Here is a 19,100-nt window from a genome sequence, read left to right on the forward strand (position 1 = left end):
CTCCCATTCGGTTATGTATTCGGGGCGGGCCCCGCCGAACACGACGCCCCGTCATGGCCGCTTTTCGATACGCGATACAGAGTGACCGCGCCATTCCACCAGATTCGTTCTGTTTCGAAAATGGCCCAAAAGGGCTAGGTGGAGGCCACCCATCGGGGCCAATCGCATCCGGTCCGAACGGGTCATGGTGCCGTTTCCGCATTTCCGTCATGCTTGGCGAACCATTCCACGATTCCCGCCCAGGTGGCGCCGGCCCGCATTGCGCGATCTACCGAGATCGCGCGCTGTGGCTGAATCCGGAGGAGATGTTCCAAATGACGAAATCCATGATTGTCCTTCCATACTTGTATTTGGCTCTGCCGTTACTGGCCCAAGTGCCGGTATCGTTACCGACGCAGGAGGTACCCGTCACCGAGCGCTTCACCGTCCCCATCGAGGTGGGCGACATGACGGACCTGGGTATCGAGAGCTTCGACCTCGAACTCCGCTACGATGCGGGCGTCCTCACCCTGGATCGGGCCGAAAAGATCGGCACCCGATGCGCCGACGCGATGGTTCAGTTCAATGGCGAGACTCCGGGTGTCGTACGGATTTCCATGTCCAGCCAAGTCCCCCTGACCGGCTCGGGTACCTTGATCCAGGTGCAGGGTTCCGCCCGAGTCACGGGCGATGGTGCGCTTCACCTGGAACGGATTCTGTTCAACGAGGGTCACCCCAACGCAACCATCGAACAGGGCGCCCTCACCGTATTCGATCTGCAGCCGGTGACCTTCACCCAGCAACCGCCGTCCCATGACTTGTGTGCGGGGGAGCCGCTGATCCTCTCGGTCGAAGCGGCGGGTAGCCCGCCGATCACCTACCAGTGGCGTCGTGACGGAATCGATCTGCCGGGAGCCACGCTCGCTCAATTGCATGTACCAAACACCGAGGAGACCGATAGCGGAGCCTACACCTGTGTGGCCACCAATCCAGCGGGCACCGGCACCAGCGATGCCGCAGTGATCGCGGTGGGCGCCGCCCCCCGCATGTTGAGCCCACCCCGGGTACCGATCGCCTGTGCCGGTCAATCGGTCACCCTGCGGTTCGATATGGACGGCCCGGAGCTGGGTTATCGGTGGCAGAAAGACGGAACGGACCTGCCAGGTGCCGATGGCGCCGATCTGACGCTACCCGCGTTCGACCAAGAAGACGTGGGGGCCTATCGCTGTATCGTCACCAACGCTTGCGGCACCACGACCACCCCCGATTTGCCGCTGACGCTGGACCAGCCCGTGGCGTTGACCGCCCAACCCCAATCCGCATACGCCTCGAAGGGAGCGAGTCACAGCTTTTCTGTCGCGGCGGAGGGCAGTCAGCCGATCGCCTACCAATGGTTTTTCCGAGATGACCCGATCCCCTACGCAACGGCCCCGGAACTGACGATTGCCCCCGTTCGCTACGACGATTTGGGTCACTATCGTTGCCAAGTGCGCAATGGCTGTGGCAGCGTCGATTCCGACACGGTTTTCCTCAATGCCTATGATGTCGTGGGCTCCTTTACCTCGAATGACGATGAGGGGCGATTCGGCGAAGAGGTCCAGATTCACGGTGACCAGGCTTTGGTCACCAGTTCCCGTGATTCCCAAATCCAACGGTACATGGGGGCGGTCGACGCCTATACCCTGGTGGCGGGTGAATGGCGTCAAACCCAGCGCTTGACCGGTTCCGAGCCCACGACCAACGCCTATTTCGGCACCAGTATCGATCGGTACCAAGATCGGCTGATCGTCGGGGCGCCGGGCGAACCCGCGGTATACATCTTCCGACTCGAAAACGACCTATGGGTTCAGGAATCCAGGTTGACTCAATCGACCACGAGCTTCGGTCAAAGCGTCGCACTGGGCCAAGATTACGCCGCTGTCGGAGCGCCCGAGCACAACGGTCGTGGTGCGGTGTATCTCTATACGTACAGCGGTGGACGCTGGAATTACCGAACTTATTTGAGCCCCTCCCAAAGTGGAAGCCAACGATTCGGTGCCGCCCTGGAAATCCACGCCACCCAAGTCGCCGTCGGGCGACCCGGTGCATCCAATCAGGGCGCGGTCAGCATGTACACGTTCAATGGCAGCCGTCTGGTCAGTCCCATCGAGATCACCTCCGCCACTCAGGGGAACAATGCGCAGTTCGGGGCCAGCCTCGCCATGACCGACGATCTGGTTCTGGTCGGCGCCCCATATGACAACCGTGGCCGCGTGTTCTCGTTTCGAAGGATCGGCGGTACCTGGATCCAGGAATTCGAGTTTCAGCCGCCCCCATCCGGCGGCAGGTATTATCCGGTCTTCGGTCGCTCGGTGGCAATCGACGGGAATCGGGTGGTCATCGGTGGGCCGAGCGGGCGAAGCCCCTATTCGGTCGTCAGCGTGTTCGAGAGGGTCGGAGATGCTTGGGCTCGCCTGGTCGACTGGAGACCCGCGGACATTCTCAACTTTGGCGAAGGGGTCGCCATCAGTGGACCCAACGTGCTGGTCGGCACACAAAGTTCCGCCCATTTCCATCACTTGGGCACGCTTCCCGGCAACCCGTGCCCCAAGCCGTTTCTCAGCCAACATCCCCAATCGGTCAACCTGCAGCAAGGTGCCGCGCACACCTTCGAGGTCGCCGTGGAAACCGAAGCGGCTCCCTCCTTCCAGTGGTATCACAACGGGCGGATGATTCCCGGAGCCGATGGGTCGGCCTTCCACATCGCTGCCGCCCTGCCTGCCCATCAGGGTGTATACCATTGCGAGGTCACGACCGCTTGCGACACGGTTCGCTCCAGCGATGCAGGTCTCACGGTCGGCGAGATCACCGATCGGCTACCCTTCGTGATTCCCGAGCTGGAAGCGGGGGATCTCCTGGGTCCGATAGCGGTTTCCGGGAATCGGGTGGCGTTGGGGGCGCCTGGCGATGACGACAGCGGCAAGGGCGCCGTCTACGTCTACCGCTGGTCCGGTGACGCCTGGTTGCGCGAAGCGAAAATCCTCGGTCACTCGGGACCCAGTTTCGGCAGCAGGCTCGACCTTTCCGGTGAACGGTTGGCGATCCAGGGCGGCGGAGCATTGTACCTCTACCATTTCCAGGGTGGGTCCTGGGTGCTCCGGGGAGAACTGACCCCGAGTCAATCCAATACCGGCTTTCCCGGTGCGTTCATCGTTCGAGGTGACGACCTCTTCGTGGGCCAGGCCAAAGTCGATTCCAATCGCGGCGAACTGATTCGATATCACTGGAACGGTACCGTCTGGCAGTCGCGAGGCAAACTCCTTTCACTGGAAGATCTGCCAACCAACGCGAACCTGGGCGACCGACTCGCTCTCACGGGTGACCACCTGATTGCAGGAATGCCCAAATATAGAAGCAACGAAGGGAGCGCCCTGATTTACCGACGCCGCAAGGGGGTTTGGCAGCCGGAACGCCTGCTCACCCCACCCGATTTCATCAATGGCACCCTTTTCGGCAACGGTTTGGCTGCCAGCGGCAACCAACTCGCGATCGGAGCGACCGGCAATGACGAACTGACCCCAAACGGTGGCACCGTTTATCTGTATGAAAATCAAATGGATACTTGGCGATGGTCACAAAAAACGACGCCTTCCGGTGTGGAGCAAGGAGACGGTGTAGGCGCCGAGTTGGCACTCGATGGAAACGCGCTGCTCATCGGTTCGCAACAAGACGATGAAGGGGCAAACGCTATGGGCGCCGCCTTCCTGTTCCAACGAGACCAGGAAGCATGGCACGAACGGAAAAAGTATATAGATCCCGACGGGCACGCCGGAGACCGAATGGCTTCCTACCTGGCGCTCCAGGGCGATCAGGTTTGGCTGGGCACCAAATACGCCGATCTCACCGGCGTCGATTCCGGCAAAATACTTCTTTTCGGTGAGTTACCCGACAATCCCGATTGCCTTCCCGGGGATGTCACCCGCAACGGCCAGATCTCGCCTCTCGACGCCTCGCAGGTATTGATCCACGTAGTCGGGTCGCCGACCGAGTTCGATCCCTTGCCCGCCTGCGCCGCCGACGTGACCTGCAATGGCAGCATTACGGCCTTCGATGGCGCTCAAATTTTGCGGTTCAGTGCCGGAACCATCGATTCCCTGGATTGTGTCGCATCCCGCCGAGCACCCGATGGTGACCTAATGGTCACCGACACCCCGACCGAGGCTGTCCCCTTCTCGGTCCCGCTGGGCTGGGTCGGTGCGGAAACACTCTCCTTCGAGTTGGAGATTGACTTCGATCCGACAATCCTCGCCGCCCGGGGCGTTCAGGCCGAACTGCCCCGCGATTGGCAATGGCGAGCACAACGAACCCCCGACGCCATCATCTTGGCGGCTGCCGGTGCGAGCCATCTACCCGATGGACGTGGAGATTTCCAGCTCCACTTCATTCCGTTGAGACTCGGTCATTCGGAATTGCGTGTCAGGGTTGTCTCCCACAATGAACACGACGAACCGAATGGGGTCGAGACCATCGACATCCACATCCTGCCCTGCGAATCGGGGACGTTCATCGACGCTGTCGGTTCCTGGCCCGATACCGGCCTTCTCGATGTGGTGCAGTCCCTCCAATGTATGGATGACCACGCGCGATAAGGAGCATCACCATGAATATCAAAGCAGCCCTCGTCGTGTGGTTTGCGACGCACGCTCTCCTGACGGCTCAAGTAGATCTCCGCCTGCCGGAGGTCGTCACGGCGCCTGGCCAATGGCTCTCTATCCCACTTGAAACAAGCACTTTGTCGACCCACAACGTCCTGGGTTTCTCTTTGGTTCTGACATTCGATCCGGAAGTGGTCTCACTTTCGAATGTCGTACTCGACGACACCCTTGCCGCACCCTTCACCATGGTCGTCAACCCACAACCGGGACGCCTCATTGTATCGGCAGCGGGAGCGTCACCGCTCATGGGTGCCGGTACGCTATTGCGGGTCACCGGTCACGCCGTCGCGGACGGCTTCAGCCCCGTGATATTGGAACGCTTCGAATTCAACGAGGGCGATCCAAGCTCCAGCCTGCACCACGGCTCGATTCGGGTCGGTGAGACCAACGAAACCGAACCGTTTCATTTGGCTCTCGCGGAGGTGACAGTCGGCCCGGGAGAGGCGTTCAGGGTCGCCCTGAATCTAGAATACCCCGGTTTGGGTGACCTTTTCAGTATCGAAGGTGTTTTGCGCTTCGATGCCACTTCAGTCAATATCGATGGCGCTTCGCTCGAAGCTCTCACGGAAGGCTGGCAGTTGGCCACCCAGATAACTTCATCGGGCGAATTGGCCTTTGCACTCGCCGGAGCCGACCCAATCAGGCAAAGTGGCTCTGTTCTGCGGTTTCACGGTACGGCGGTCGCTTTGGGCAATGCTCCCCTCACGTTCTCCGATATCCAACTAAACGAGGGTCGTCTCGAAGTGTCGACCCAAGCCGGCAGGGTCATCGTCACCGACGAACCGTCGGCGACACGAACCCTCTCGATTCCGGCGGGCACCGCCACCACCGGTGCAACCTTCGAGATCCCCCTACGCCTAGATCGCCTGGGCGACAGCACGGTGCGATCGATTCAATTCGAGCTCCATTACCAGGCGGACCTCTGGCAATTCTCGCGATTGAAACGGGAAGACTCGCTTTTGTGGCACTGGCACCTGGCCGTTTCGGAGACCGAACCCGGTTTGGTTCGGGTTTCGGCCGCAGGCGCCTCACCCCTTACCGAGAGCGGCGAGTTGCTGCGCATCGAAGGGCGCGCCCTCTCTGCGGGTCGGAGTGACATACACCTGACCCAGGTCCTGTTGAACGAGGGGGAACCCGTAGTCGCCGTTCAACATGGGCGGCTGGACATCGTCGAAAACCAGCCGCCCTCGGCGACGATCCAAGAGCCGGCCTCCGATCTCGAAGTCACGGTCGACCAACCCATTGTTTTTCGGGGTCACGCCGAAGACCGGGACGGCCATCTGCCCCTTTCCTGGTGGTGGGTTTTTGACGGCGGAATTCCGGATCGGCGGGAACCAGGCCCCTTTACCGTTTCCTTCCTCGAGCCAGGCACCTATTCGATCCAACTACGGATTACCGACGGGCTCGGTCTCGAAGCCGACCTGGCAACCCGAACGGTACACGTCGTGACCGGTACGCCGCCCCAGGCTTTCATCGAGGAACCCGCCACCGACATGCGCATTCACCAAGGACGGTCTCTTTACTTTCGCGGTGAGGATCACGCCGAACATCGACAGCTACCATTGGAATATCGCTGGGATTTCGACGGGGTCGCGCCCCCTGATTCCCGCGTTGAGCCCGGCTTGGTGACCTTTTCTCAAACCGGCGAATACGCCGTCACGCTCAGCGTGCGTGATCGTTTCGGTCACGTATCGCCAGAGCCCGCGGTCCGCCACATTCAGGTCGAGCCATGTCCTTTCGTGGCAGTACCGCCCTCGATACCCCATGGATTGGATTCGCCATCCCTATTTGCCGAATTGGCGTGCCTCGAATCCACGGACACCTGGTACTGGATTCGATCCGATCGACCCGACTCGCCCTTCGGATTCGACGAGAACCCGATCTCATTGGATGGCACCATCACGACGTCAACCGACTTTCAATTCGTTTTTTTACAGGGCGGAGAAAATACTCGCCATTTGAATACGCGACTCTTGGTCGCTCGAAATCCAAGATTCCGGGATTTCAACGGCGATGGCCGCCATTCGTTCGACGACTTGTTGACGGCGCTTCCCTTTTGGGGATTGGCCACACCCGATGCCGACGGCGATGAGAAATTGACCGTTCTCGATTTGTACTACATTCCCGGAGTCGAAAACGTCACCGAGAACCCTTGAAAGAGGAGGCCGAGACCCTTGATGAAGTGCCCCCCATAGCATGAGAGCGTTTCAATAGAAGGATTCACAATCACAAACAAACCAGAATAAACACAAACTTCGAATTAACCTATTTCTCATTGTTTTTTTAAAGGAGCTACGATATAAAGCTAAATTCTTGATTCAAGTAAACACTCGCACACAATTGGGAACATCAACCTAATGAATACCGCGAAGATGGCTGTATCACTGTTTCAAATCTTTTTTTTGAGCGTTGGCCTCCATGCTTCCACTGATCACGAATTCAGCGATGCTGTTTTTCGCACACTCAACACTTCAGACGGGTTATCTCAAAGCAACGTATTTTGTTTAATTCAGGATCATCATGGTTTTCTTTGGGCAGGCACCGAAAACGGATTGAACCGATACGACGGCCAGAACTTTCAAAGTTTTTTGTTCCGATCCGACGATCCCGCTACCCTTTCCGACGATTGGATCTGCGCACTCTGGCCCGATCCGAATGGCACCCTGTGGGTCGGCACTCGGATGGGCATCGATCGGTTCGATCCAATCACAGAGACGTTCACGCATTTCCCATTCGTTTCAGGTCCACGTGAAGGCTGGTGCTTGGCGCGTGACGGTCAGGGGCGTCTTTGGTATGGGACCGATGACGGGCTGTTTTTCCTGGACATCGAAGCTGGAAAGGTTCGTTCCTTTCCCCTAGCCCCTCTGCTGGCGGGTGCCTGGCAACGAGAATGGAATGTTCGGGCAATATTGCCACATGGGAACTCGCTCTGGATCGGAACCTGGGGTGGCGGCTTGGTCGAACTCACCTCCCTCGGCCAGGCTCGTCACATCCCCGTGCCGGCGCACCAAAACCGCATTCGTGCCCTTGCGCCGGATCGGACCGGCCAGATCTGGCTTGGCACCGCCTCCGGTGCGGTGGCCTTTTCCCCCACGGAGCGCACCTTCGCGGAAACCCATTTACCCGACCTGGAAATACCCGCGGTTTTCGAAGACCGCGACGGCAGCATTTGGTTCGGGACTCGCGGTGCGGGCCTCTTTGTGCTGCAGCCTGATGGAGGTCGGCTCCACCCGTTCACCCATGGCCCTCACACCAAGACCCGCAAAGGTTCGATCGTCTGGAGCATCACACAGGATCGGACTGGGGTCATGTGGTTTGGATTCGGCTCGGGACAGGGCATCGGTCACTGGATCGAACCGCTGTTCCACCTGGAGCGGGCCGATCTCACCGAGCCCACCGGACTGAATGAGCCCTGTATCTGGTCCATCTACCGCGATCCGGCGGACCGTCTCTGGCTCGGCACCGAATCGGGTTTGTCCATGAAGCCTTCGGAAAAAGCGGGGTGGCGCCATTACACCGCAGCCGAGCACCTGCCAGAGAGCCGGATTTGGACCATTGAACCCGGCTCCGACGGAATGCTTTGGTTGGGTACCAACGAGGTAGGCCTGCTTCGGTTCGATTCGGATCGCGAAATTTCGGTACCGATTGCATTACACAGAGATGCGGCCACTCAATCCAAACCCGCCAAAAGCGTCCCTTGTTTGGCACACGATCGCGATGGGCGGCTCTGGATCGGAACCAAGACGTCGGGCCTGTTCCGTATCGAAGACTCCAGATCGCAACCTCGTTGGCTTCAAGGCAAACTGGATCGAGGTCGCCTGGACTTGACGCAAACCGAGATTTTCGCCTTATGCCCCGATCCGAAGGGCGGTATGTGGGTCGGCACTCATGGTGAGGGCCTTCTTCATTGGGAGGAGGACCGCGGTCGATTCACCCAGTGGTTCGGGAACGACGATCACGGCCACCATGTCAGAAAGGATCGCATTTGGACACTTCACCTGGATTCGCGCGACCGCTTGTGGCTGGGCTTCAAGAGCGGCGGACTGGCCTACAAGGAACGGGACTCTTCCGGGTTTTTTCGTTACACCACCGCCAACTCCCAATTACCCGACAATACCATCTACACGATCGAGGAGGATCGTCAGGGGTTCCTGTGGCTCAGTACCAATCGAGGCCTCTCACGACTTGATCCCACCAACGACACCTGGCTGAACTTTTCACCGGAACACGGTCTCCAAAGCCACGAGTTCAATTTGGGGGCTTCCTTCGCAGCTCGTGATGGAAGACTCTATTTCGCTGGCATTGACGGCTTCAACACCTTCATGCCGAGTGCGCTTTCTCTCGAAGAAGATCGAGCTCCTTTGAAAATCCTCGAGCTTCAGGTCGCCCGACAGGGGCGCTGGGTGTTACCACGAACCAATGGTTCCATCCCTCTAGCACCGAACATCGCGGAACTCAGGCTTTCCTTTGCCCGATTGGATTTTGTGAGCACGGACAGCACCGCGATGGCTTACAAGCTGGAAGGAGTGGACAGATCCTGGATCGAAACCCAGGGAAATATGGGACAAGCCCGTTACACCTTTCTTCCATCGGGCTCCTATACCTTTCGGGTGCGCTCCGCGGATTCCCTGGGGAGATGGAGTGATCGCGAAGTGGCTATCCAACTCGACATCCCCCCTCCACTGATCGAACGAGCCTGGTTCCGATCGGTGTTGGCCGCCGGTGTCCTCACCATCTTGTGGCTAGCGATGTGGCTCTACGGCGAACAGCAGCGAAAAACGCGCGCTTGGATCCAAGAGGCATTGGAAAAAGAGCGATTTACGCTGGAAGAGAACCTGCACGACGGACCCTTGCAATCGGTCAAGGAATTACTCCTTCGCCTCGATTCAGCCAAAACGACCGACCCACAGTTCGTCGAGCCCCGCTGGGTTCGCCGAGGACTGTCCGACATCCGCGAAGGTATCCAGCAAGCATGCTTCGCGTTATTGCCACCGTCGCTGCGCATGTTCAGCCTCGCCTCCGCAATACAGGAATGGGTCGAAAGCCAGAATGGACAGGAACCCGAGTTGTGGTTCAAGTGTCATGGCTCGGACGAGGCGCTTCCCGAAGATCTCAAAATCGGCCTTTTTTCCGTGTTCCGAAAGGGCATACAGAATGCGATCCTCCACGCTGCCGCATCCACCGTGACGGTCAACCTGACCATTACCAAAACGCGCGTGACGTTGCGAATCCAAGATGATGGCGTCGGTTTCGAATCGCTCTCCCGGCCAGGCGAACGCGCACGCAATAAACATTTCGGCCTGATTTGCGCCGAAGAACGCGTGCGTTCCATGAAAGGCCGTCTCCAAATTCATTCCAAGCTCGGACAGGGCACGACCTTCAAGGTTCAAGTCCCCCTTCCGAGGGCCCGCTCCTTTGCCTTCGTCCCCAAATCTTGGATACCCACCGCCGCTGAGAAGGAGTTTCGACCGTGATCCGAATTGTCGTCATCGATGACCACGAGGTCGTGCGCGAAGGGCTGAGATCGAGGTTGAATGCCTACGACGACCTGGAATTGGTCGGCGAAGCAAGGACCGGCACGGAGGGGCTCGCCTTGATCGAAGCCAAACAACCCGATGTCGCCATTCTAGACTTGGTGATGCCTGGCCCCACGAGTGGTATCGACGTAGCCAAGGAAGTTAAAAAACGTCAGTTGCCCACCAAGATTCTCATTTACAGTTTCTACAACAAACCCACCATGATTTTCGGAGCACTCGACGCGGGTGCTATGGGCTATCAATCCAAGTCGGAATCTCTCGAAGAGGTCATCGAAGGCTGTAGGGCCGTGGCCTTTTCGGATCGCTGGTGGTTCAGCGGCGACATCCAGGCGATCGTCAACGCCAGACACATGCAGCCTTCACGATCCAAACTGACCACGAAAGAGAAAGAAGTGCTCCGGTGGCTGTCGCTAGGTTACGAAAATCTCAACATCGCCGCCAGACTCGACATCAGCGAAAACACCGTAAAAAATCACCTAAAATCAATTTATCGCAAGCTGGAGGTGGCAGGCAGGGTTGGAGCGGCACTGTGGGCATGGCGACAAGGCCTGGTTAACGACATGATCTGGGAATGATCGGCGTTCCCAAGGCTTGCCGTGGCCAAGAAGACTCCTCAGACTAGACCGTGTCCATCCAGAAACGAAGGATCGTAATGGACTTCCCCTGATTGGATTCAAAAACCAGTTTTCTCGGGACCCTACACCCTCGTCAGGCAAGGTGAATCAAGCCGCCGGTATTCCCAATCAGGCCATACCCTCGAAATCCCTCACACCTACCATCAGCCCACGCCATCATGAGTTTGTCGGTGTGGGGATCAATAGTTTGGCCTAACTGGAGGAATAATTCCTCGGCTTCCCCCGATAACAGTAAACATGAGACTCATGAGATGATTCAACTCCTCAAAAAACGGCCCTCACTCCCCGCTGCCGTCCCATTGGTTGGCGCCGGCCGGAAAGTCCTGGGATTGTGGTTTGACGACACAGAAATCGTGACCCGACGGAGCCTTCATGACCCACCAGGTCCTGACCTGCCGCTTGCGCTCGGCCCCTGCCGCTTCGAGGCGCGCCACCTCGGCGTCGACGTCGTCGGTCTCGATGTCCAAGTGGACGGCGGGTGAATCCTCACTTTGCTGTAACAGCACTTGAATGCGGTCGACCGGGACCTCCATCTCCACGTAGCGTTTGCCGAGATCGGCGCCTTCGGGCGGCCGACGCCCCAAGGCGTGACTCCAAAAGGCGACGGCTTGCTGGAACTCCTGCGGGGGACAGTCGATGACGAGCGTGCAGAGCTTACTTTGGTGCATGGGTGTTCCTCCATAGGTGTGGGCTGTATCTTTTTCTACCATCAAAATCATTTTTGGTGGTTAAACATATCTTTATTCATTCAACCAGTCAAATGGTTTTTACTGGTTACAGTCTTCGTCACTGGCATTACAATGACGCCATGAGCGACGCCATCTCTCCCGTGGCCGAGATCCAGCGCATCGGCGGACATCTCTGCCTCGACCTCACCAATACCGTTCACCACCGCTACCGCCCCCAAGACGGCGACTACTTCACCGGAGTCGCCGACGTCCTGCAGTGGGCGCTGGACAGCGACTTGATCGATCTCGAGCGGCGCGACGCCTACCATGCCCAGCTTCGCGAGGACGCCGATTCGGCAGATCGCTTCCTCGAGGACGTGATTTCGTTGCGCGAGTCGCTTTTCGAACTGTTCACGAGCACCGCGTCCGGGCGGGAGATCGCGGCCAGGGACCTGGCCGTTCTCAACCGCGCCCTGACGGAGGGGGCGGCGCTGCGGCGATTGGTCTGGGCGGATCCCCACCCGATCTGGCAATGGTCGACCGAAAACCCCTGGAGCATCCCTTGGCGGCTGGCATGGTCGGCCTCGGAACTGCTGTGCTCCCCGATGCTGGCCCGGGTCAAAGAGTGTCCGCCGCCGGACGGGTGCGGCTGGTTGTTCCTGGACCGATCCAAAAACAGGTCGCGACGCTGGTGCAGCATGAGGGATTGCGGCAACGCGGCCAAGGCCAAACGCCACTATCGCCGCAAAAAAGCGAAGCGCAAATCTTCGGCCGAGGCACACACTTGACCCAGCCGATGCCCGCAGACCCGTTTTAGTACCTGGGCCTTCATCTGTGATCGAGAGCGGTTCTCGTGAATCTTTCGGGAACATGCCCGGGTGCGCCTGCTCAACCCACAGGTATTGCGTCGCTTATGCGGTTTTGGATGCCTCGGTGTCGGCTCGCCAACCGGTCGTCCTGGGTCGCCGTCCGATCCTCCAGCGAATCCGATCGGCGTTCGGGTACCGCCCCCGCGGTTCCGGGTTACAATAGCAGTCTTGCCTTGAACCGAGTGCGATCCGCGAGATGCGCGATTCGATTCCCCCACAACTGCGCTACAATGCGCCCAGTCCGAAACGGAGGTGCCCTATCAACACTGATTTGATCATTCTCCTGCTGCTATGGTCGATTTCCTTCACCTTTTCGCTGACCCTGCACGAGGCCGCGCACGCCTTGGTCGGCAAACTGGGTGGCGACCTGACGGCGTATGCGACCGGTCAGGTCAGCTTGAACCCCATCCCCCACATGAAACGCGAGCCCATGGGCATGATCGTGATCCCGCTGGTCTCGTTCTTCATCTACAACGGGGGCTGGATGCTCGGCTGGGCCTCGGCACCCTACGACCCCATATGGGCCGAGCGACACCCGCGTAAATCGGCGCTGATGGCCCTCGCGGGCCCCGTTTCCAATCTCATCTTGTTCATTCTCAGCGCCATCGCCTACAAGATGCTTTACGCCTTCGGTACCGGCATGTCCGAGGAACTGTTCACGACCCTGGCCATGCTCGCGCTGATCATGTACAAGTTGAACCTGATCCTGGCGCTCTTCAACTTCATTCCCCTGCCGCCCTTGGACGGTGCCGAGATCATCCTGCTGTTCTTTCCGGAAAATCAGGCATCCATGATCCGCGCGCGCATTCGCAGTCTCGGCATTTTCGGACTTTTCCTGGCCTGGATCCTGTTTCCCTACATTTACCGCCCTATTCGCGCCTTCTTCTCGGCGTTGCTGGGCATGCCCTGACCCGTGTTCCGCATCCGTTCCCGAGATTTCCAACGACGACCGACACCTATGAGGTAAGCCCCCATGACGACATCGCAACAGATCGACCGGCAACTCTGGAATCGCCTGGATCAGGTTCCCGAAATCGGGGTCCATCCACAGGCCGAATGCCTCAAGCGCATTGTCGCGGGGCAGACCAGCATGACGTCCAAGGGCTTCCCCTACATTTCCGAAGAGAGTTTCCAGACCTTCGTTTGCCGGGTCCCGCACCTGTTTTCCAACGGCCTGGCCATCCTGAAATGGGTCGACGGCGTGCTCCACCACGTACGCGGCTGGGAGGATCTTGAGCCCTGCTCCCGCGATTCCGCGTTGCGGGCCCTCAAGGTCATCCAAAACATGGTGTATACCGCCTCGATCACGGCGCCGTCGGACCTGTGGCTGGTTCGCCAGGTACTGTCCACCCACAAGAGCCTGGCGATCGTCGGCTGGTTGAAATCCGGCAACGGCCTGAGCCCCGAAGCGTTCGCCAAGGAGCACCAGTTCAACGAACGCCAACTCAAGATCGACCTGCATTTCCTGTATTCGCGGGGGTACCTGCGCCTCGAGGATGGGACCTTCTTCCTCTCCGAAGACGAAGCGGTGCGCCAGTTGTTCGCGCACTTGACGATTCTTCCCAAACGCGATCGCGGCGACATGACCAAGCTGTGGATGCGGTGGTTCGCCGGGGAAGAGAAGGACCCGGAGGGCGGCAGCCTGCGCGACCGGCTGGAAGCTTGGCTGTCCTTCGAAGCCAAGAAAACCCGGCCTCAAACGTCGTGGATCGCAGGCCAATGGGAAGTGGAACTGGGTTATCGATTGCTGCCCGTGGTCCTGGCCATGCGGGCGCGTGGCCTGACCCTGAAGCTGGAACGCCAGGCTGTCTTTTCGGAGATCGTGCCCCGAAGCTTCCCCTCGCTCATGGACCTGTTGAGCCGCACTGGCCTGGTCCACGACGATCGGGTGACCCTCTTGGGTGCGCGGGTGTTCGAGCGGGGACCGGGCCCGTTCGGCATCGTAGGCGCCTACACCAGCTACCTCGAACACCTGGACGAGATCCTGCGCGGCAAGGTGGGCCATTCGTGGGTGAGCCGTGGCGAGAACGTGGCCGCCAGCCAGGACGCCAACCGCAAGTCCTTCGCATCGGCCAACAAGGCCTTGGACGATTTCTGCACGCGCTTCCAATTCGACTACGACGTGTTCATCGAGCACGCGGTGGGCAAGGGCGAAGCGACGCGCCAGCGGTTCGAGCGAGACCGTGACGAGCGCCTGCGCTACTTTGGCGCCGATCTCGAAGATGCCGCCATCGACGAGGCCATCAAGGAGCAGGAACGCGGCGTGCTGCCGAAGAACATGAAGTTCATTCGCAGCGCGGACATCGGGGAACCGAGCAAGATCACCGAAGCGCTGAAGGCCGAGGGTCTCGACGGCAAGAGCGCGGTCATGGTCGTGGGCAACGGTTTCCACGAAATTCGCGATCAGTCCGACACCAAGATGATTCAGGTATTGAACGGTTATCGCGAGGCGGGCATCCTGTTGATCTTCACGGAAGAGACCGGGCTCACCGACTCGGATTTGCTGAACACGGCGTGGAACACCTACCACGCCGGATTCCGCCACGTGCACGAGATGTCGGGACAGGGGCTGAGGCCCTCCTGGCGCAACGAGAAGGGCGAGGGCATGATGAGCTGGTCGGAATGCGCCGAGAAGGCGGACTACCGCGTCCTGCATCGGTACACGGCCACCACCCGCACGATCTATCCCTACAAGAAAGGACGCCGCAAGAACCCCTCGATCAGCGTCACCTATTTCTGTGTCCCGGAAGCCCTGTGCCGGTCGCTGAACATCAGCCTCGAAGATTGCGGCCGCGCCTGACCCGTCCACTCGCGGCGGCCCCTTGGATTTCGGGCCAACTTTTTTCGGACACGCAACGACTTAATGGAAACGAAGGCGTTCCGAAACTTCATACCGAACGATGCACCGGACCATGAGCCGGTTATCGTCGCGTTTACGCGTTCCTCTGAGAGGGTGATCGTACCTACCCCTACGCTGCCTTGTTGAAACCCGGAGTGTGTGTTTGGGGTGGATGCAATCGGGTGGCCCCCGCGCAAGATGGTGGTGCGAAATGCATTGGAAAAACGTGGTTCGGCATTCCCTGGCCCGACACTGCGAGGATCTACCGGGACAGTGTGTCGCGGATGTTCCCAATGTGTCGAAGCCCGGCAGATGGTGCGGGGTTCGGCCGCTCGCCCGCGCCCCCAAGAAACGCTCAACTCGAGTCCAAACCTCTCATCACGACTCGTCGTGCCTTTCGGCACCCGGCATCCATGCCCATTCGGTTCATTGTATGTGTATCCCAAAGGAGGAGACGTGCGTCCCAAAGCTTATCCAAGCGCTGTTCAGAAGCCCAACCGGATCATCCCCCAAATGCTGTTTTGTCTCATCAGCCTATGCCTGGGGAACCTCATCGCCAGCGACGGCTACCAACCCCATGGCGGCATGATACGCTATCCCGATGTCAGCCAAACCCATATCGTCTTCAGTTATGCCAACGATCTCTGGCTGGTGCCCCGCGAGGGTGGAACCGCCACGCCGCTCGCTTCACCGGGCGGTACGGAACTCACGCCGCGTTTCTCGCCCGACGGCGAGACCGTGGCCTTTTCCGCCAATTTCGACGGCGACGAGGATCTGTACACAATCCCGACCTCGGGCGGCATTCCCGATCGAGTCACCCACCACCCGGGTTTCGAATTCCTCTCCGACTGGACCCCCGACGGACAGTCGCTGATCTTTTTCAGCCGCTCGATCGAGGGGTTTCCGCGCGCCACCCAACTGTTTACCGTTTCGGCCACCGGCGGACTGCCCACCAAAATGCCCGTCCCCTACGGGGCCAACGGCACCATTCACAGCGACGGTGAATGGCTGGCGTACACGCCGCGCTTCCGCGATTACCGCACCTGGAAGCGTTACCGCGGCGGCCAGGCGGCCGAGATCTGGCTCTTCAACCTCGAGAACAACAGTTCCAAGAAAGTCACGGACTGGGAGGGAACCGACACCATGCCCATGTGGCACGGGAAGACCCTGTACTACCTGTCCGACAACGGCCCCAACCACCGGCTGAACATCTGGGCCTACGACACCGAATCGGGCCAGCGCCGCCAGGTCACGAAGCTCGCGGATTACGACGTCAAGTTCCCGAGCATCGGTCCGGGCCCCAACGGCCAGGGCGAAATCGTGTTTCAATACGGCTCCCAATTACACCTGCTCGACCTAGCCAAAGGCACCCACGCGGCCGTTTCCGTCCGGTTGCCGGGCAGCCGACCCGCCCTGCGCACGGCACCCGTCGACGCGGCCGAAAACCTGACCACGAACCGGTTCCTTTCCTCCTCGGCCAAACGGGTCGCCGTCGAAGCGCGCGGCGACATTTGGACCCTGCCCGTCAAACACGGCACCCCGCGCAACCTGACCCGCACCAGCGGCCGCGCGGAACGGGATCCCGCCTGGAGCCCCGACGGCAAGTGGATCGCCTTTTTCGCGGACGACGACTACGAGCAGGGGTACAACCTGTTCATCACCCAGAGCGACGGCCGCGGCGAAACGCGCAAACTGACGAACCTGGACAAACAGTATCTCTTCACGCCTTCCTGGTCGCCCAATTCGGAAAAAATCGCGTTTTGGAACCAATTGGGCCAACTGTTTCTGCACGACCTGGCATCGGGCCAGACCAAGGAAATCGCCAAGGACCGTTTCGGCGGCACCAGCAGCCTGGCCTGGACCCACGATTCGCGTTGGTTGGCGATGTCCCTCTCCTTGGAGGCCACCAACGCCCTCTTCGTCTACCACACCGAAACCGACAAGCTCCATCAATTGACCAGCGGCATGTTCAACGACTACAGGCCGACCTTCGACGAAAAGGGCAAATACCTGGCGTTCCTCAGCGATCGCCACGCGGCCGACCCGACCTACGAAGATTACGGCACCACCTGGGTTTACTCGGGCCAGGACCGCATCTTGGTGGTTCCCCTGAAGAAGGGCGAAAAGGTACCCTTCGCACCCAAGAGCGACGAGGAATCTTTCGAGGATGACGACGACGCCGGCGAAAACGGGAAAGACGAAGACGACGAGGATGACGAAAAGGATTCCAAGAAGAAAGGCAAAAAGAAAAAAGGCAAGAAAGACGCGAAGAAAGACAAGGACGACGTCAAACCAATCGAATTCGATTTGGACGGTTTCGAGAAACGCGCGGTTCCGGTGCCCGTGGACCACGGCAACCTGAGCAACCTGGTCTTCGGCCGCAAAGCCAAGTTGTTCTACATTCGCGGCGCCGCGAATCGCGACCGCAAATCGAATCAACTGACCATGGTCGACCTGAAGGACGCGGAACTCGAAGAGAAGACCGTCGTCAAGGGTTTGGTGAGCTTCATGCTCTCCGAAAAGCGCGAGAAGATGCTGGTGTTCAAGGCACCCAAGCGTATGGCGGTCATCGATGCCAAACCCAAACAGAAAATGAAGGACATGGTCTCGACCAAAGGCATGACCGTCCAGGTGAACCCGCGCGAAGAATGGACGCAGATCTTCCACGAGGCCTGGCGCCTGTATCGCGAGTTTTTCTATGCGCCGAACATGCACGGCCTGGATTGGAAGGCGGTGCGCGACAGCTACGCCGAAATGTTGGCGGATGCCACCACCCGCGGAGAGGTGGGCTACGTCCTCAGCGAGATGATTTCGGAATTGAACGTGGGCCACGCCTATCACGGCAACGCCAGGGACAAGGGTCGTCCCTCGAACGTCAACGTCGGCCTGCTGGGTGCCGATTTCAGCCTCGAAAACGATGCCTTCCGCATTCGAAAAATCTATCGCGGCGGCGATTGGGACGCGTCGGTTCGTTCACCGTTGGACCTGCCGGGCATCGATGTGGCCGAAGGCGACTACCTGTTGGCGGTCAATGGCGAACCGCTGGATACGACGAAGGACGTCTGGGCCTCCTTCCTCAATCTGGCCAACCGCGTGGTGACGCTGACCGTGAGTAAAAAACCCGCCATGGACGACGAGGCCCGCCAGGTCGTGGTGCGCACCCTGCGATCCGATTCCGAGCTTCGCCTGCGCGATTGGATCGAGCGCAACCGCGACTACGTCGCCAAGAAAACGGGTGGCAAAGTGGGCTATATCTACGTGCGCAACACGGGTATTCCCGGCCAGAACGACCTGATTCGCCAGCTCATCGGCCAACGTCGCAAACAGGCGTTGATCATCGACGAGCGCTGGAACGGCGGCGGCCAGATTCCCACGCGGTTCATCGAGCTGCTCAACCGCCCGTTGGTGAACCACTGGTCGCTTCGCGTCGAAGAGGACGTCCCTTGGCCTCCCGACGCCCACCACGGTCCCAAGTGCATGTTGATCAACGGCAGCGCCGGCTCCGGCGGCGATCACTTCCCGTTCCTCTTCCGGCGCATGGGCCTCGGTAAATTGATCGGCACCCGAACCTGGGGTGGTCTGGTAGGGCTCTCCGGCGGGCCGAGGTTCGTGGATGGCGGCGTCGTGACGGTGCCCTCCTTCGCGTTTTTCGAAACAGACGGGACCTGGGGCATCGAGGGCCACGGGGTCGACCCCGACATCGAGGTCGTCGCCGATCCGGCCAAGATGGTCGACGGTGCCGATCCCCAGCTCGATCGAGCCATCGAACAAATGCTCGAAGAGTTGAAGACCTATCCCAAAATTCCCAAACGTCCGGCCTATCCGGATCGCAGCGGCATGGGTCTTCCCGACAGCGAGAAGTGAACCTTCGGCGGTTTG

Annotated in this window: 9 protein-coding genes and 1 pseudogene; 9 read left to right on the top strand and 1 reads right to left on the bottom strand. The window is 59.5% G+C overall.

Features of this window, described 5'->3' with window-relative positions:
* Positions 1-314 precede the first annotated feature (314 nt).
* The 5 genes and pseudogenes from J3U87_RS08550 (at position 315) to J3U87_RS08565 (ending at position 10,785) form a co-directional block, all read left to right on the top strand.
* Positions 315-4,607 carry an immunoglobulin domain-containing protein gene (locus J3U87_RS08550; RefSeq protein ID WP_237382623.1) on the top strand — a complete coding sequence of 1,431 codons (4,293 nt, stop codon included), beginning with the start codon at positions 315-317 and terminating at the stop codon, positions 4,605-4,607.
* Between the two features lie 11 nt (positions 4,608-4,618).
* The gene (locus J3U87_RS08555) at positions 4,619-6,829 is read left to right on the top strand and encodes a cohesin domain-containing protein (protein WP_237382624.1); all 2,211 of its coding nucleotides are present in this window, start codon (positions 4,619-4,621) and stop codon (positions 6,827-6,829) included.
* Positions 6,830-7,045: 216 nt separating this feature from the next.
* Positions 7,046-7,213 (top strand): annotated as a pseudogene (locus J3U87_RS35240) (hypothetical protein); the annotation flags it as partial.
* Positions 7,214-7,627: 414 nt separating this feature from the next.
* Complete coding sequence (locus tag J3U87_RS08560; protein ID WP_237382625.1) at positions 7,628-10,147, top strand: sensor histidine kinase; 2,520 nt, start codon at positions 7,628-7,630, stop codon at positions 10,145-10,147.
* Complete coding sequence (locus J3U87_RS08565; protein WP_237382626.1) at positions 10,144-10,785, top strand: response regulator transcription factor; 642 nt, start codon at positions 10,144-10,146, stop codon at positions 10,783-10,785. Before J3U87_RS08560 ends, J3U87_RS08565 begins: the two co-directional genes overlap by 4 nt.
* Before the next feature lie 338 nt (positions 10,786-11,123).
* On the opposite strand, the gene J3U87_RS08570 is transcribed toward J3U87_RS08565, so the two are convergent.
* Entirely contained in the window at positions 11,124-11,513 is a 390-nt protein-coding gene (locus J3U87_RS08570; protein ID WP_237382627.1) for a VOC family protein, read from the bottom strand.
* Between the two features lie 140 nt (positions 11,514-11,653).
* Here J3U87_RS08570 and J3U87_RS08575 point away from each other — a divergent pair, with 140 nt between their 5' ends.
* From J3U87_RS08575 to J3U87_RS08590, 4 genes are all read left to right on the top strand, one after another.
* Positions 11,654-12,301, top strand: coding sequence for a CGNR zinc finger domain-containing protein (locus J3U87_RS08575; protein ID WP_237382628.1), 648 nt, complete (start codon positions 11,654-11,656; stop codon positions 12,299-12,301).
* Between the two features lie 277 nt (positions 12,302-12,578).
* A complete protein-coding gene (locus tag J3U87_RS08580; RefSeq protein WP_237382629.1) occupies positions 12,579-13,292 on the top strand; it encodes a site-2 protease family protein in 714 nt (237 codons plus the stop codon).
* Between the two features lie 63 nt (positions 13,293-13,355).
* Complete coding sequence (locus J3U87_RS08585; protein WP_237382630.1) at positions 13,356-15,182, top strand: hypothetical protein; 1,827 nt, start codon at positions 13,356-13,358, stop codon at positions 15,180-15,182.
* 495 nt (positions 15,183-15,677) lie between these two features.
* Positions 15,678-19,085: a S41 family peptidase gene (locus J3U87_RS08590; protein ID WP_237382631.1), complete on the top strand. Its 3,408-nt coding sequence runs from the start codon at positions 15,678-15,680 to the stop codon at positions 19,083-19,085.
* Positions 19,086-19,100: the final 15 nt, after the last annotated feature.

The sequence above is a fragment of the Sulfidibacter corallicola genome (genome assembly GCF_017498545.1).
Taxonomy (GTDB): Bacteria; Acidobacteriota; Holophagae; order Acanthopleuribacterales; family Acanthopleuribacteraceae; genus Sulfidibacter; species Sulfidibacter corallicola.